The 14,951-nt window shown below is 57.1% G+C and carries 14 protein-coding genes; 8 read left to right on the forward strand and 6 right to left on the reverse strand.

The window, feature by feature from the left end; translation table 11 throughout:
* Positions 1–46: 46 nt before the first annotated feature.
* From P4L78_RS02810 to P4L78_RS02845, 8 genes are all read left to right on the forward strand, one after another.
* Complete coding sequence (locus P4L78_RS02810; protein ID WP_309326881.1) at positions 47–319, forward strand: hypothetical protein; 273 nt, start codon at positions 47–49, stop codon at positions 317–319.
* A gap of 213 nt (positions 320–532) precedes the next feature.
* Positions 533–1,546 carry a putative 2-aminoethylphosphonate ABC transporter substrate-binding protein gene (locus P4L78_RS02815; RefSeq protein WP_283148655.1) on the forward strand — a complete coding sequence of 338 codons (1,014 nt, stop codon included), beginning with the start codon at positions 533–535 and terminating at the stop codon, positions 1,544–1,546.
* Positions 1,547–1,657: 111 nt separating this feature from the next.
* Positions 1,658–2,227, forward strand: a complete 570-nt coding sequence (locus tag P4L78_RS02820) for a phosphonate degradation HD-domain oxygenase (RefSeq protein WP_283148656.1) — start codon at positions 1,658–1,660, stop codon at positions 2,225–2,227.
* Positions 2,224–3,375, forward strand: coding sequence for a putative 2-aminoethylphosphonate ABC transporter ATP-binding protein (locus tag P4L78_RS02825; RefSeq protein ID WP_283148657.1), 1,152 nt, complete (start codon positions 2,224–2,226; stop codon positions 3,373–3,375). Before P4L78_RS02820 ends, P4L78_RS02825 begins: the two co-directional genes overlap by 4 nt.
* Entirely contained in the window at positions 3,372–5,081 is a 1,710-nt protein-coding gene (locus tag P4L78_RS02830) for a putative 2-aminoethylphosphonate ABC transporter permease subunit (RefSeq protein WP_309326882.1), read from the forward strand. The genes P4L78_RS02825 and P4L78_RS02830 overlap by 4 nt, the downstream gene beginning before the upstream one ends.
* Positions 5,082–5,161: 80 nt before the next feature.
* On the forward strand, positions 5,162–6,259 hold the full coding sequence (locus tag P4L78_RS02835; RefSeq protein WP_309326883.1) for a 2-aminoethylphosphonate--pyruvate transaminase: 1,098 nt from the start codon (positions 5,162–5,164) through the stop codon (positions 6,257–6,259).
* 185 nt (positions 6,260–6,444) lie between these two features.
* Positions 6,445–7,272, forward strand: coding sequence for a phosphonoacetaldehyde hydrolase (gene phnX / locus P4L78_RS02840; protein WP_283148660.1), 828 nt, complete (start codon positions 6,445–6,447; stop codon positions 7,270–7,272).
* The gene (locus P4L78_RS02845; protein WP_309326884.1) at positions 7,269–8,714 is read left to right on the forward strand and encodes an FAD-dependent oxidoreductase; all 1,446 of its coding nucleotides are present in this window, start codon (positions 7,269–7,271) and stop codon (positions 8,712–8,714) included. Before phnX ends, P4L78_RS02845 begins: the two co-directional genes overlap by 4 nt.
* Before the next feature lie 235 nt (positions 8,715–8,949).
* Here P4L78_RS02845 and P4L78_RS02850 read toward each other — a convergent pair whose 3' ends face one another.
* From P4L78_RS02850 to P4L78_RS02875, 6 genes are all read right to left on the reverse strand, one after another.
* Positions 8,950–9,888 carry an SPFH domain-containing protein gene (locus P4L78_RS02850; RefSeq protein ID WP_283148662.1) on the reverse strand — a complete coding sequence of 313 codons (939 nt, stop codon included), beginning with the start codon at positions 9,886–9,888 and terminating at the stop codon, positions 8,950–8,952.
* Between the two features lie 142 nt (positions 9,889–10,030).
* Positions 10,031–10,483 (reverse strand): NfeD family protein, encoded by a 453-nt coding sequence (locus P4L78_RS02855; protein WP_283148663.1) that lies wholly within the window; start codon positions 10,481–10,483, stop codon positions 10,031–10,033.
* Between the two features lie 187 nt (positions 10,484–10,670).
* Complete coding sequence (serS, locus tag P4L78_RS02860) at positions 10,671–11,957, reverse strand: serine--tRNA ligase (RefSeq protein ID WP_283148664.1); 1,287 nt, start codon at positions 11,955–11,957, stop codon at positions 10,671–10,673.
* A 90-nt stretch (positions 11,958–12,047) separates the two neighbouring features.
* Positions 12,048–13,367: a replication-associated recombination protein A gene (locus tag P4L78_RS02865; RefSeq protein WP_309326885.1), complete on the reverse strand. Its 1,320-nt coding sequence runs from the start codon at positions 13,365–13,367 to the stop codon at positions 12,048–12,050.
* The gene (gene lolA, locus P4L78_RS02870) at positions 13,351–13,959 is read right to left on the reverse strand and encodes an outer membrane lipoprotein chaperone LolA (RefSeq protein WP_309326886.1); all 609 of its coding nucleotides are present in this window, start codon (positions 13,957–13,959) and stop codon (positions 13,351–13,353) included. Before lolA ends, P4L78_RS02865 begins: the two co-directional genes overlap by 17 nt.
* A gap of 109 nt (positions 13,960–14,068) precedes the next feature.
* Entirely contained in the window at positions 14,069–14,761 is a 693-nt protein-coding gene (locus P4L78_RS02875; protein WP_309326887.1) for an OmpA family protein, read from the reverse strand.
* Positions 14,762–14,951: the final 190 nt, after the last annotated feature.

Consider the following 14,951-nt stretch of genomic DNA (forward strand, 5'->3'; position numbering starts at 1 on the left):
CGGCACGGCAGGTCGGCACAAATGCTGATCGGCAAGGAGGAACCGCATGAGCATGGCCGGCGCTGAACAATCAGTCTCAGTCTGTAATGCAGATAATGCAGAGCATGATTCTGCCAATGGCGGAAATTGGGCGGCGCTGGCTTGGCGTTGCCAGCACTTGCCAGTTGACGAGGCCGCGTTGGCATTTATAGACCCGCGCTGTGTTGCTGCCACCGACGCCACGCCCTTGCTGTTTGCCGCATCGGCAAATGCTTTTATCCTGGATGCCGGGCGCGCTCTGGTCGCCCACGGGTTGGCAGCAGGCAATCGGATGGACTGATACCGCTGTTATTACCCCGATACATCTTCATTAGCGGGCGTCCCAAACGTCTAACGTCATCGCAAATTCGTCTAGACGTCACAACCTTGTAACACAGCCAGCCCAGAATCCGCAGCGTCTGATCTACAGACCCATCCATTGGAGCTGCCGATAAAAACGACTGTGTCGGCAGTTCTTGCGAAACCCAACAAGGATTCAACAAGGATTCTGGAAATGAAAACCCTGCCTCGCGTGCTTGCCGGCCTGATCGCCCTGTGCGGTGCTGCCGCTTATGCCGACACCACACTGACCGTCTACACCGCGCTCGAAGCCGACCAGGTCAAGGCGTATCAAGACAAGTTCGAACAAGAAAACCCAGGTGTACATATCAAGTGGGTGCGCGACTCCACCGGCGTGATTACCGCCAAACTGCTGGCTGAAAAGAACAATCCACAAGCCGACGTGGTGATGGGCGTTGCTGCTTCTTCGCTGCTGATCCTGGATAAAGAAGGCATGTTGCAGCCGTACGCGCCTAAAGGCGTGGACAAGCTGACCAAGTCGTATGTGGATAGCAAGAACCCGCCAGCATGGGCCGGTATGGACGTGTGGGGCGCCACCATCTGTTTCAACACCGTTGAAGCCGCCAAGCAAGGTCTGAAGAAGCCGGAAAGCTGGAAAGACCTGTTGAAGCCGGAATACAAAGGCAAGATCGTCATGCCGAACCCGGCATCCAGCGGTACGGGCTACTTTGATGTTTCTGCCTGGCTGAAGATGTTTGGCGAGAAGGGCGGCTGGGAATACATGGATGGTCTGCATCAGAACATCGCCCAGTACGAACATTCCGGCTCCAAGCCTTGCAAGCAGGCTGCCACCGGTGAATACCCGATCGGCATCTCGTTTGAATACCGTGCTGCCAGCCTGAAGAAGGGCGGCGCGCCGATTGATCTGGTGTTCCCGAAAGAAGGCCTGGGCTGGGATCTGGAAGCCACCGGCATCATGAAGGGTACCAAGAACCTGGACGCTGCCAAGAAGCTGGCTGACTGGTCCGCATCGCGCTCGGCCAACGAACTGTTCGAGAAGAACTTTGCCGTGGTCGCCATGCCCGGCGTCGCCAAGCCGATCGAGTTCATTCCTGGCAACTACGAACAAATGCTGATCAAGCAAGACCTGGGTTGGGCCGCATCCAATCGTGATCGCATTCTGGCCGAATGGACCAAACGTTACGACAGCAAGTCTGAACCGAAGTAATTGTGTGTGAGGGGCGAAGCGTGAGGTGCGAAACCTGGCGCCTCGCCCCATTTGCTGCGCACGTCTGTCTTCCCCCAGGCTTTTCATGCCTTGCTCACGGCTACCCACACCATGCAATTCACCATCGACGATCTGTCCTGGCTGTATGAACAACACGGTCGCGCCCAATATGGCGGCGAGGCGGTGTCACAACTGGATCACGCGCTGCAAAGTGCCCATTTTGCCGATCAGGACGGCGCGCCCGAGTCGCTGGTGATCGCCGCTTTGCTGCATGACTTCGGCCATCTGGTGGCCGAGCAAAAAGACGATGACCTTGCCAACGGTATTGATGACCGCCACGAAGCCGTGGGCGTCGCCGCGCTCAAGCCGCTGTTTGATGAAACCGTGCTGGCGCCGATTGCGCTGCATGTCGCCGCCAAGCGTTATCTCTGTGCAACATCACCCGAATATCTTTACACCTTGTCGCAAGCCTCGCGCCAATCCTTGCTGTTGCAAGGTGGCGTGATGAGTGACGAGGAAATCACCCGCTTTGAGGCCAACCCTTACCTTGAAGCCGCTATCGCATTGCGTCGCTACGATGATCTGGCCAAAGTGCCCGACTTGGTGACGCAACCTCTTTCGCATTATCTGGATCGCGCGCGCCTGTTGGTGCGTGCGCGGGCAGCGCAGGAAACACCATGAATCGCGCTATGGTTATTGAACCGGCAGAACTGGCACCACACGCGTCCCTTTCTTCCACCGACCAGCCCGATGCTTTGCGCCTGACGGGTTTGCATAAACAATTTGGCAGCTTTATTGCGCTGGCAGATATCAATCTGACTGTGCGTAAAGGGGAGTTCGTTTGCCTGCTGGGTCCTTCGGGCTGCGGCAAAACGACCTTGCTGCGCATGATTGCCGGGCTGGAAAACGCCAATGCTGGCCAGATTGACATGCTGGGTGTGGATGTCACCCGCCAGCCTGCTGCCAAGCGCAATTACGGCATTGTGTTCCAGTCGTACGCGCTGTTCCCCAATCTCAATGTGGCCGAAAACATCGCCTACGGTCTCAAAGGTCGTCGCCAGGACAAACAAAGCCGCGTGAGCGAATTGCTGACGCTGATTGGCCTGACCGGTATTGAGAGCAAATATCCCGGCCAGCTTTCTGGTGGTCAGCAACAGCGCGTAGCCTTGGCGCGCGCGCTGGCAACATCGCCCGGTTTGCTGCTGCTGGATGAGCCATTGTCTGCACTGGATGCACGCGTGCGCGAGCATCTGCGCCGCGAAATTCGCAGCTTGCAACAACGCCTGGGCATTACCACCATCATGGTCACGCACGATCAGGAAGAAGCACTGACCATGGCTGATCGCATTGTGGTGATGAACCAGGGTCATATCGAGCAAATCGGCACGCCCGACGAAATCTACGCCATGCCGCAAAGCCGGTTTGTGGCGGAGTTTGTCGGTCGGGCCAACTGGCTTGGTGGCAAGGTAGACGGACATGGCGTGGTGCGCGTGGGCGACACGCAACTGGCTGTACCGCATTTGCCGCCATTGCCACTTGGTCGTGAAATAGAACTGTTTGTGCGACCGGAAGCCGTCGCCCTGCACGCACGTTGGCAGGGTGGCCAGAATATGGTGCTGGCGCATATGGTCGGTGTGGAATCGCTCGGCGGCTTTTGCCGGGTCAGCCTGGTGGTGCCGGCCATGGGCAATCTGGCCATGATCGCCGATGTGAGCCGTACCGAACTGGCCACGCTGAATCTGCAATCGGGCCAGATGGTGCCAGTGACACTACCGCAAGCCGGTTTGAGATTTTTCCTCGACGAAGTGAATGCGGGAGTGGTGGCATGAGTGCGTCGTTGAATCCGCTTGTGGCGCTGCGCCCGCGACCGTTGTTGCAGGCGAAGAGCGATCGTTTTGCTGGCGCACTGGCGTGGTTGTCATGCCTCTTTTTGCTGGTATTTCTGGCGCTGCCGCTAATCGCCATTCTGGGTAAAGCCGGACAGGACAAATCGGGTCAGTATGTCGGACTAGCCAACTTTGCCGGTCTGTTCGATGCGCGTTTTGGCTATCTGTTGCACAACAGCGTGGGCGTCTCGCTGGCGACAACCGCCATCGTCATTCCGCTGGCTTACTGCTTTGCTGCGGCGATGATGCGCACCTGCATGCCTGCCAAACCGATGTTTCGCATGCTGGCGCTGATCCCGCTACTGGCACCATCCTTGCTGCCGGGCATCTCGTTGATTTATCTGTTTGGCAATCAAGGCGTATTGAAAGCCTGGCTGGGCGATGGCTCCATTTATGGGCCGTGGGGCATTGTCTTGGGCGAAGTGTTTTATACCTTTCCGCATGCCCTGATGATCTTGCTGACCGCTTTGTCGTTGGCGGACGCTCGCCTGTATGAGGCGGCAACGTCGCTAGGCGCTGGCAAAGTGCGCCAGTTCTTTACCGTAACGCTGCCCTCGGTGCGATATGGTCTTATCTCCGCGGCGATGCTGGTGTTTACGCTGGTGATCACCGACTTTGGCGTGCCCAAGATCGTCGGCGGCAAGTTCGACGTGCTGGCGGTAGAAATCTACAAGCAGGTGATCGGCCAGCAGAATTTCGGCATGGGCTCGGTCTACGGCCTGGTGCTGTTGTTCCCCGCAGTGCTGTCGTGGCTGGTCGACCGCTTTGTGCAGAAAAAACAGAAAGCGTTGCTGACTGCCCGGGCGCAGCCACTGCAACCGCAACGACGTGCCATCCCCGATATCGTCGCCACGCTGTTTTGCGTGTTGGTGAGCGTGTGGCTGGTAGTCATGTTGGGCACCTCGGTCGCCGCTGCTTTCATCAAGCAATGGCCATACAACATGGCGCCGACGCTGGCGCATTTTGACTTCGACAATATGGATGGCGGCGGCTGGCTGGCTTATCGCAATAGTCTGAAGCTGGCGCTGGGTGTGGCTTTGCTGGGCGGCGTGGCGGTATTTACCGGCGCGTATTGGGTGGAGAAAATTCGCACCGCGCCCGTGGCCCGCAACGTAACCGGTTTTCTGGCCGTGTTGCCCATGGCCGTGCCTGGCATGGTGCTGGGTCTGGGTTACATCTTTTTCTTCAACGCCCCCGGCAATCCGCTCAACGTGCTGTACGGCAGCATGGTGCTGCTGGTGGTGTGCACGGTGGTGCATTACTACAGCACCGCGCATCTCACTGCCATTACCGCGCTTAAACAACTGGACGGCGAATTCGAACACGTCTCGGCGTCACTCAAAGTGCCGTTCTGGACCACGTTGCGCCGGGTGACATTACCCATCTGCCTGCCCGCCGTACTGGAAATTGCCCGCTACTTTTTTGTCTCGGCGATGACCACCGTGTCTGCCGTCATCTTCTTGTATACGCCCGACACGGTGTTGTCTTCGGTGGCGGTGCTGAACATGGATGACGCTGGCGATACCGCCGCCGCCGCTGCCATGGCGACACTCATCGTCGCGACCTCTGCGGGCGTTTGCCTGGTATTCGGCCTGCTTTCCTGGTCGGCCTTGCGCCGGACCCAAAGGTGGCGTGGTCATCGTGATTAGCCTGCATAGGGTGTGCATTTCGTGCGCACCATTACTCACATTTTCCTTAATTCATCTAGACGTTCAGGAGACCTGACGATATGCGTGAACCCATCCTCCTTACGCCGGGCCCGTTGACCACGAGCCTTAAAACCAAAACCGCCATGCTCACCGATTGGGGCTCGTGGGACCGGTCGTTTAACGACCTGACTGCCAGCGTGTGTGCCGATCTGCTCGACATCGCTCATGCCGCAGAAGATCACGTCTGCGTGCCATTGCAAGGTTCCGGCACCTTTGCCGTAGAGGCTGCCATTGGCACCTTGCTGCCGCGCCACGGCAAATTGCTGGTGCTGGTGAATGGCGCCTACGGCAAACGCATGGCACGCGCTGTCGAAGTCATGGGGCGGCAGGTCGCCATTCTTGAATCGGCCGAAGACCAGCCGAGTGACCCACAAGCGTTGGCGGCCCGGCTGGCGCAAGACCCGACTATCACCCACGTCGGCGTCATTCATTGCGAAACCAGCACCGGCATTCTCAACCCGCTGGCCGAACTGGCCCGCGTGACTGCACGACTGGGTCGCAAACTGATTATCGACAGCATGTCTGGTTTTGGCGCGTTGCCCATCGACGCGCGCGAGGTCGAGTTTGATGCGCTGATCGCTTCGGCCAATAAATGTCTAGAAGGCGTGCCCGGCATGGGGTTTGTCATCGCCCGCAAATCAGCGCTGGTCGAAAGCCGTGGCAACAGCCATTCGCTGTCGATGGATCTACACGACCAATACGTTTACATGCAAAAAACCGGTCAATGGCGCTTCACTCCGCCCACGCACGTGCTGGCCGCGCTGCGTGCTGCGCTAGACCAATATCTGGAAGAGGGCGGCCAACCGGCCCGGCTGGCGCGTTACACCGCCAATCACAACATGCTGGTTGAAGGCCTGCGCCGACTGGAATTGCGGCCCTTCCTCAACCCGGAAATCCAGGCACCGATCATTGTCACCTTCCATGCGCCGGATCATCCGGAATACCACTTCCAGTCGCTGTACGAAGCGGTGCGCGAAAAGGGGTTTGTGCTGTACCCGGGCAAATTGACGCAAGTGGAGACTTTCCGTGTTGGCTGCATTGGCGCCATCAACGAGGCCGAAATCGGCCAGGCGGTTGCAGCGATTGGTGAAGGGCTGCATCAATTGGGCTGGTTGTAAGCCTGTCGCCCAAAGGCCGCTCGTAGCCAGCATGAAGCCACAGGCGGGAATCCGGGAGCGCAAGGCGTAATGCGCCAGCGACTGCGGCAGTGACCACGGTGATTTCGCCGCTTCCCGCTGTGCGCCATCCGGGCTAAGCCGCGTGAACGGCCAGATCAACACATACCAAACAAGGATTTACCGCAATGACTACTGAGCAATCCATCCAGCAATACGTTGAAGCCGTGATCTTTGACTGGGCTGGCACCATTGTTGATTTCGGTTCTTTCGCGCCCACGCAAGTGCTGGTTGAGGCGCTGGCCGGTTTTAATATTCCGATCACGCTGGCAGAAGCTCGCGGGCCAATGGGCGTGGGCAAATGGCAGCATATCCAGGCGCTTGGCCGCGATCCGAAAATCGCCGGTCGCTGGTTTGAGCGTTTTGGCCGTGAAGTGTGCGATGCCGATGTCGATGCCATTTACCAGGCTTTCATGCCGCTGCAACTGGCGCGCGTCGGCCATTATTCCCAACCCATTGCGGGTGCGCTGGAACTGGTTGGGCAACTGCGCGAGCACAGTATCAAGGTCGGTTCATGCTCGGGCTATCCACGCCAGGTGATGGACGCTTTGTTGCCTATCGCGGCGCAGCGCGGCTACACGCCCGACTGCGCCATCGCCGCCGATGACTTGGCTGCTGGTGGCCGTCCCGGCCCATGGATGGCGTTGCAGTGCGTGATTGATCTGGCGGTGAATAACGTTGCAGCCTGCGTGAAAGTGGACGATACCGTGCCTGGCATTGTGGAAGGTTTGCGCGCCGGGATGTGGACGGTGGGGTTGTCGGCCAGTGGCAATGAAGTCGGTTTGACCGATGCCGAGTGGCAAGCGCTGTCGGACTCAGAAAAGGCGACCCGCAAAGCGCCAGCGGTTGCCAAATTGCAGGCCAGTGGCGCGCATTACGTGATCGATACCGTGGCCGATTTGTGGCCAGTATTGCAAGACATTGCTGCTCGCCGTGCGCGGGGAGAGCGCCCGTGACGGCTGCGGCACACCCATCGGTAGCGCAACTTTCAACCTCTGGACAAGCTACGCATTTACCGTTCTGGCTGGCTCAGGCGCTCGCCCAGGAGCCCGCACAGCCGCGGCCATTGCAAGGCGAAACCACCGCTGATGTCTGTATCGTGGGCGGTGGTTTTACCGGGCTGTGGACGGCTATCCAGCTCAAGCAAGCCAGGCCGGACCTGGATGTGGTGATCGTCGAGAAAGGGTTGTGCGGTTCCGGGGCGTCGGGCCGTAACGGTGGGTGCCTGCTGACCTGGTCCACGCGGTTTTTCACGCTGTTGCGACTGTTTGGCGAAACGGAAGCTTGTCGTCTGGTAAAAGCCTCTGAAGACGCGGTTTATCAGATCGCCAATTTCTGCTGCGAGCATGCCATTGAGGCGCAAGTACGGGTGGATGGCACGCTGTACACCGCGACCAATGAGGCGCAAAAGGGGGCGATGCAGCCGGTGATGGCGGCCTTGGCGGCGCGCGGCATTTCTTCGTGGGCACCGTGGGGCCGTGATGAAGTCCAGCGCCACGCCGGTTCCGCCTTGCACGAAGAGGGCTGTTTTTCACCTGCAGCGGGCAGTGTGCAGCCAGGCTTGCTGGTGCGTGGCCTGGCCCGCGTGGCGCGGCAAATGGGTGTGCGTATTTATGAAAACACGCCCATGAGCAAGTTGGTGGAAAGCGAGCAACCCCAAGTACTCACCACGCAAGGACGTGTCGCTGCCGGGCAAGTGGTGCTGGCGATGAATGCGTGGATGGCTACTTCATTCAGCCAGTTCTCGCGCAGCATTGCGGTGGTGTCCAGCGATATGATCATTACCGAACCGCGCCAGTGCCTGCTGGAACATACCGGGCTGGAGCACGGCACGGCGGTGATGGATTCACGCACCTTTGTCTATTACTACCGCAGCACGCCGGATGGCCGGATCATGCTGGGCAAGGGCGGCAATACGTTTGCATATGGCGGGCAGATGCTGCCGTCGTTTGATCAGCCCAGCGCTTATGAAGGCCAGTTGCAAGAAGCGTTACGGGCGTTTTTTCCGGCATGGCGCGATGTGCCATTGGCGGCATCGTGGAATGGCGCTTCTGATCGCTCGGTAACCGGGCTGCCCTTTTTCGGCCGCCTCAACAATCATCCTCGTATCTTCTACGGCTTTGGTTATTCGGGGAACGGCGTCGGGCCGAGTTATATGGGCGGCCAAATCTTGTCATCGTTGGTACTCGGGCTGGACAACGACTGGACGCGTAGCGGTCTGGTTGGCGGGCCATTGGGCCATTTCCCACCTGAACCGGTGCGTTGGCTGGGCTCGCTGATGGTGCGTAATGCCATTCGCCGCAAAGAACTGGCCCAGGACCTCGGCTTGCGTCCACGGCGGCTGGATAACTGGCTGGCAGAGTTTGCCGGGGCGGCAGGGAAGACGGATAAGCGCTGAGGCTTTGCCTCTCGAACAACCGCCAGTTCATCATTCCCGACTTGGGCGGCCCCCTTGGCGGGAATCCAGTGGGGCCGCCGAGTTTGCCACCTGAACGTCTCTGGCCGTTTCTCGCCCAGCGTGGAAATGACCAGGCAAGAAGGTTGTACGGGGAATGAGCGAGGCATAAAAAAGGTGGACCGGCTATGCCAAGTCCACCTTTTTCTGTCGCTACCAGTCGGTAGCTACAGCGTGCTTAACGCGCAGTCTTGATAACCGATGTTGCCATGGCCACTACGCTGGCGATATCCGCCGCATTAGACGGCAGCAGCATGGTGTTGCCTTGCTTGGCGATGTTGCCAAAGGCGTCGATATATTGCTGCGCCACTTTCAGGTTCACCGCTTCCAGGCCACCTGGCGCGTTTACCGATTCACCCACTGCGCGCAAGGCATCGGCCGTAGCCGAAGCGACCAGACGCAGCGCTTCGGCATCACCCTTGGCGCGGTTGATGGCCGCTTGTTTTTCACCTTCCGACTGGTTGATCTTGGCCTGCATGTCACCTTCAGATTTCTGGATTGCGGCAGAGCGTTCACCGGTTGCCAGGTTAATCTGTTGCTGACGCACACCTTCGGATTGCGCAATCAAGGCCCGCTTCTCACGCTCGGCAGTAATCTGCTGCTGCATGGCATGCAGAATTTCTTTTGGTGGAGTCAAGTCTTTGATTTCATAACGCAATACTTTAACGCCCCAACTGGTAGCGGCTTCATCCAGCGCCAATACTACGGCCCGATTGATATCGTCACGCTCTTCAAAGGTCTTATCCATTTCCAGTTTGCCGATCACCGAACGCAAAGTGGTTTGCGCCAATTGCGTAATCGCCACAATGTAATTGGACGAGCCATATGAGGCCAGTTTTGGGTCCATTACCTGAAAATAGAGAATGCCATCGACGGTGAGTTGCGTATTGTCGCGGGTAATACAAATCTGGCTGGGCACATCCAGCGGAATTTCTTTAAGGCTATGTTTGTAAGCGACCACATCAACAAATGGCACTACAAAATTCAGACCAGGCTGCAATACGCTATGAAAGCGCCCCAGTCGCTGGAGAATCCAGGCTTCTTGTTGCGGTACCACGCGGAACGTTTTTGCAATAAAAATGACAACGATCACCAATAAGACAATTGCAAACGGCATGACTTTTCCCCTGGATATTTCAATAAACCAGAACAACAGACCATTTAATTACGATAAAACCAGATCAGTTGTGCTGTTTGTGACCAACATTGCAGCTGGATTATGTTTTCGCGCTGCAATGCTTGGTAGTTGATTCAGACAATTAGTTCGCGAGAATCTCTGCATTAGCCGGCGGAATGATATCGATCAGCAAAATATTGCCGCGTTGGCCGGTAATGAAATAGGTTGGTGCGTTCTGTGGCACACCCAGATCGGCGATCTCGGCATCCCAGGTCGTACCACGGTAACGGACACGGGCGTGACGGTCATCCAGCCACTGGTCAATGGTGACGCGGTGCCCCAGATCAAGCTGGCTCTGTACGGTGTCTGGCGTGCCGATCTGCTTGCGGGCCTTCCAGTTGTGCAGCAAGCCCACAGCAACAACGGCAGCCGCAGCGGCGATGATGATCTGTGCCGGGACAGAAATCCCCAGCAGTGATGAGATACCACCGACTGCCAGCCCGCAGGCGATGGCCAGCATATAGAGCGTGCCGGAGAGCATTTCCAGCCCGGCCAAGACCAGCGCCGCAATAAACCACATCGATATATGAGACATGAATTCAACCCTCCCGGGTCCAAAGTAGCTTGTTATTGTGCAGTAAAGATATAGACCACACTGTGCTTGGACACAAAAGCAGGCGATGAATTCAGCAGATTAGGCACAGTTTTTGTTGCGTTATTTGATGAGGCAATAAAAAAAGGCGCCAGATAATCGGCGCCTTTTTAAACATAAATGACCGTATTTAGACGGTTAGTGTCTCAATTCCACCCATGTATGGGCGCAATGCTGCAGGTACGGTCACGCTGCCATCGGCGTTCTGGTAGTTCTCCAGCACCGCAACCAGTGTACGGCCGACTGCCAGGCCGGAGCCATTGAGCGTGTGCACCAGTTCTGGCTTGCCCGCGTCGTTACGGAAACGCGCCTGCATACGGCGGGACTGGAAGGCTTCGCAGTTGGAACAGCTGGAGATTTCGCGATATGTGTTCTGCGCAGGCAGCCAGACTTCCAGATCGTAAGTTTTGGTGGCGCCAAAGCCCATGTCACCCGTGCACAGCGAGACCACGCGGTAGGGCAGGCCCAGCTTTTGCAGGATTTTCTCGGCGTGGCCAACCATTTCTTCCAGCGTTTCGTATGACTTGTCCGGATGCGCAATCTGCACCATCTCCACCTTGTCGAACTGATGCTGGCGGATCATGCCGCGGGTGTCGCGACCGTAAGTGCCAGCTTCCGAACGGAAACACGGTGAATGTGCAGTCAGTTTGACCGGCAACTCTTCGAGCTTGAGGATGCTGTCGCGCACGGTATTGGTCAGGGTGATTTCGGCGGTAGAAATCAGGTACTGGGTAACCTTGTTTTCTTCGCCGCCTTTTTCGACCCGGAACATGTCATCGGCAAACTTGGGCAACTGGCCGGTACCAAACAGAATGTCCGGATTGACGATATATGGGGTGTAGGTTTCGGCGTAGCCGTGTTCCTGGGTGTGCGTATCCAGCATGAATTGCGCCAAAGCGCGATGCAGACGGGCAATCTGGCTGCGCAGCACGGTAAAACGTGCGCCGGAGAGTTTTGCCCCGGTCTCGGCATCCAGCCCTAGCGGCGTGCCGACATCCACATGGTCTTTGACTTCAAAATCAAAGGCGCGCGGCGTGCCCCAGCGACGTACTTCGACGTTGTCTTCTTCGCTACGGCCAACTGGCACATCTGCATGTGGCAGATTGGGCACCGCCAGCAGCAGATCGTTGAGCTTGTTTTGCAGCTCAGCCAGCGCGGTTTCATTGGCTTTGAGTTCATCGCCCAGCGTGGCGACTTCGGCCATGATCGCCGAAACATCTTCGCCTTTTGCCTTGGCCTGACCAATCATTTTGGAAGAGGAATTACGCTTGGCCTGCAAATCCTGGGTGCGGGTTTGCAGGGTTTTGCGCTCAGCTTCCAGCGCAGAAAAGGTGGTCGCGTCAAAAGCAAAGCCGCGCGTTTGCAGGCGGGCGACAACGTTGTCCAGATCGTTACGAAGCAGATTGATGTCGAGCATGGTGGCCGGTATCAGTTAGGTATTAAAGGGGTTCTAAAGCCGGGGAGGCCAGTGTTTGCTGGTCTGCTAGCCCGATATTGGTGGGTGATTCTACCCGTTTCGCTCGCGCCATGCGGCGTCCAGTTCAGCCAGGTGTTTGAGTTTCTCCGCGATCTTTGCTTCCAGACCGCGCGGCACTGGCTCATAAAACGTCAGTTCTTCCAGGCCTTCGGGCAGGTAAGTTTCGCCCGCCGCATAGGCTTCCGGTTCATCGTGCGCATAGCGATACAGCTTGCCGTAGCCCAGTTCTTTCATGAGCTTGGTGGGGGCGTTGCGCAAGTGTTCGGGTACCGGGCGCGATTTGTCTTTGTTGATGACCGCGCGAGCAGTGTTATAGGCGTTATAGCCCGCGTTGGATTTGGGCGCGATGGCCAGGTAAATCACGGCCTGGGCCAGTGCCAGCTCGCCTTCCGGGCTGCCAAGGCGTTCATAGGTTTCGGCTGCATCCAGCGTGATTTGTGCTGCGCGCGGGTCCGCCAGACCGATGTCTTCCCAAGCCATACGCACAATGCGGCGTGCCAGATAGCGTGGATCGGCGCCACCATCCAGCATGCGGGTGAGCCAGTAAACGGCACCGTCCGGGCTGGAGCCGCGCACGGATTTGTGCAAAGCCGAAATCTGATCGTAAAAAGCATCACCGCCTTTATCAAAACGGCGGGCGTTGAGTGACAACGCGTTTTCCAGAAAGCCGGCATCAATGGTGGTGATCTGACTGGCTTGCGCTGCATGAGCACTTTGCTCAATCAGATTAAGCATGCGGCGGGCGTCGCCATCGGCATAACCTGTCCAGACTGCAATGGCGTCGTCGGTCGCTTGCAGGTCGGGGAAGCAGGTCAGCGCACGTGCTACCAACTCGCCCAGTTCGTCGTCTGTGAGCGCTTTGAGCACGTAAACCTGTGCCCGGGACAGCAGTGCGGCGTTCACCTCAAACGAAGGGTTCTCCGTGGTGGCGCCGATAAAGGTGACCAGGCCGGACTCTACAAAGGGCAGAAAGGCATCTTGCTGTGATTTATTGAAGCGGTGGACTTCGTCGACAAACAGGATGGTAGAACGCCCGCGCATGCGATGGCGTTCGGCTTCTTCCATGGCGGCGCGAATATCTTTAACGCCAGAAAACACGGCCGAGAGCGGGATGAACTCGGCATCAAAGGTTCCTGCGAGCAGGCGCGCCAGCGTGGTCTTGCCCACGCCAGGTGGGCCCCACAGGATCATCGAATGGATTTGCCCGGATGCTATCGCCAGCGCAAGCGGCTTGCCGGGCCCGAGCAAATGGCGTTGCCCGACCACCTCCGCAACAACTCGGGGGCGCAATCGCTCCGCTAGTGGCTCGTTGGGTTTTTCTGGCGCGAAAAGGTCATTCGCGAACGACATCGACATCCTTCGGCGGCGTGAAGTGGAACAAGCCGGTATCCAGCTTGGGATTACTCATGATCTGGCTAAAGCGGATCTGCGTGGTTTGACCGAACTTGTCGAACAGGTCCATCCGTTGGATTTGACCGTTGGCCAGGCCCAGACGGATATGCTCAAAGCTGCTGTCATCGCGTTTTGGGGTTGCTTCAAGCCAGGCAAGACCATCCTGGTCCGGCAGGGCCTTGAGCGTGTAATTCTTTTCCCAGGCGGCATCCCCAGCCAACAGAGCCGCCGGGCTGCTTTCCAGCGCATTGGCCACATTTTTGGACGTTGCTTGTTTGAGGTCCTGGTCATATAGCCAAACCTCTTTGGCATCGCCCACAATCAGTTGTTGATAGGGTTTTTGATATTCCCAGCGAAATTTGCCCGGAATCATGATTGCCACGACACCGCTGCTGACCTGCGCTTTACCTTTGCCCGTTACGCTTTGGGTGAATTGCGCCTTGAGCGAATGGGTATTGCCGAGAAATTGCTTGAGATCGCTAATACCGTCGGCGTGGGCAAAAGCCATGACGGTGGCGGTAATCAGGCCGAATAAAATCTTGATACGCATTATGTAGAGATACTCCAAGGGACATAACCTACAGACAAGCAATGTCCGCGAGCGTTCTGCAAATGAAAAAGCCCCGCCATGCGGCGGGGCTTTTTTTACTCACGCCGGATTAGTTTGCCGGGGTGGTTGTTACTTCGCGAACACCTTGGACGTCGATTTCAACACGACGATCCGGGCTCAGGCACTCGATCAGCTTCTTGCGGTTCTTCACCTTGGCGCAAGTATCGCCAGTAACTGGATCTGCCTTGCCGCGGCTTTGCGCGTCGATCTTGTCTGCCGGAGCACCCTTGGAAACAAGGTAATCAGCAACAGACTTGGCACGACGGTAGCCCAGGTCGAAGTTGTACTTTTCGCTACCGATACGGTCGGTGTAGCCAACAACAACTGCCTTGCCTTCCTTCGGATCCAGATCCTTGACCTGATCGTACATCTTGTCCAGCGCGTCCTTGCCTTCTGGCTTCAGGGTGGACTTGTTGAATTCGAACAGCACGTCAGACTTCAGCGAGAAGTGCTTGGTCACGGTAACAGGAACAGGAGCCGGAGCCGGTGCCGGTGCCGGAGCAACAGCAACAACAGGTTCTACGTAACCTGGGCAACCTTTGATGGTCTTGGCCTTGTCAGCCGTCCATGAACCGGTTTGCCAGCACTCACCGATGCCATTCTTTACAACGCCTTCAGGGTTTGCATCGCTTACGTTGGTGCTGTTGGTCAGATATGCATCGGTTGCAGCAAAAGCGGAAGCGGAAAAACCGAGCGCCGCAACTACGGCGAGACTCGACATCGTTTGCTTGAGCGACAGCATAGTTATTTCTCCTGGTTGAATATCGTTCGATTGCGATGTTTATAGTAGTACAGATGTTATTGGATATAACCGACAACAAGTGGATGTCAAGGCTATTCTCTCAACACATCGCACATTCTAGTGGGTTAACTTTAACGCACGCAAATAAAAGGATTGTGAAATTTTGACAGAACAGCGTCAAAATTGGTGT

Source organism: Silvimonas sp. (assembly GCF_031291215.1).
GTDB lineage: Bacteria > Pseudomonadota > Gammaproteobacteria > Burkholderiales > Chitinibacteraceae > Silvimonas > Silvimonas soli.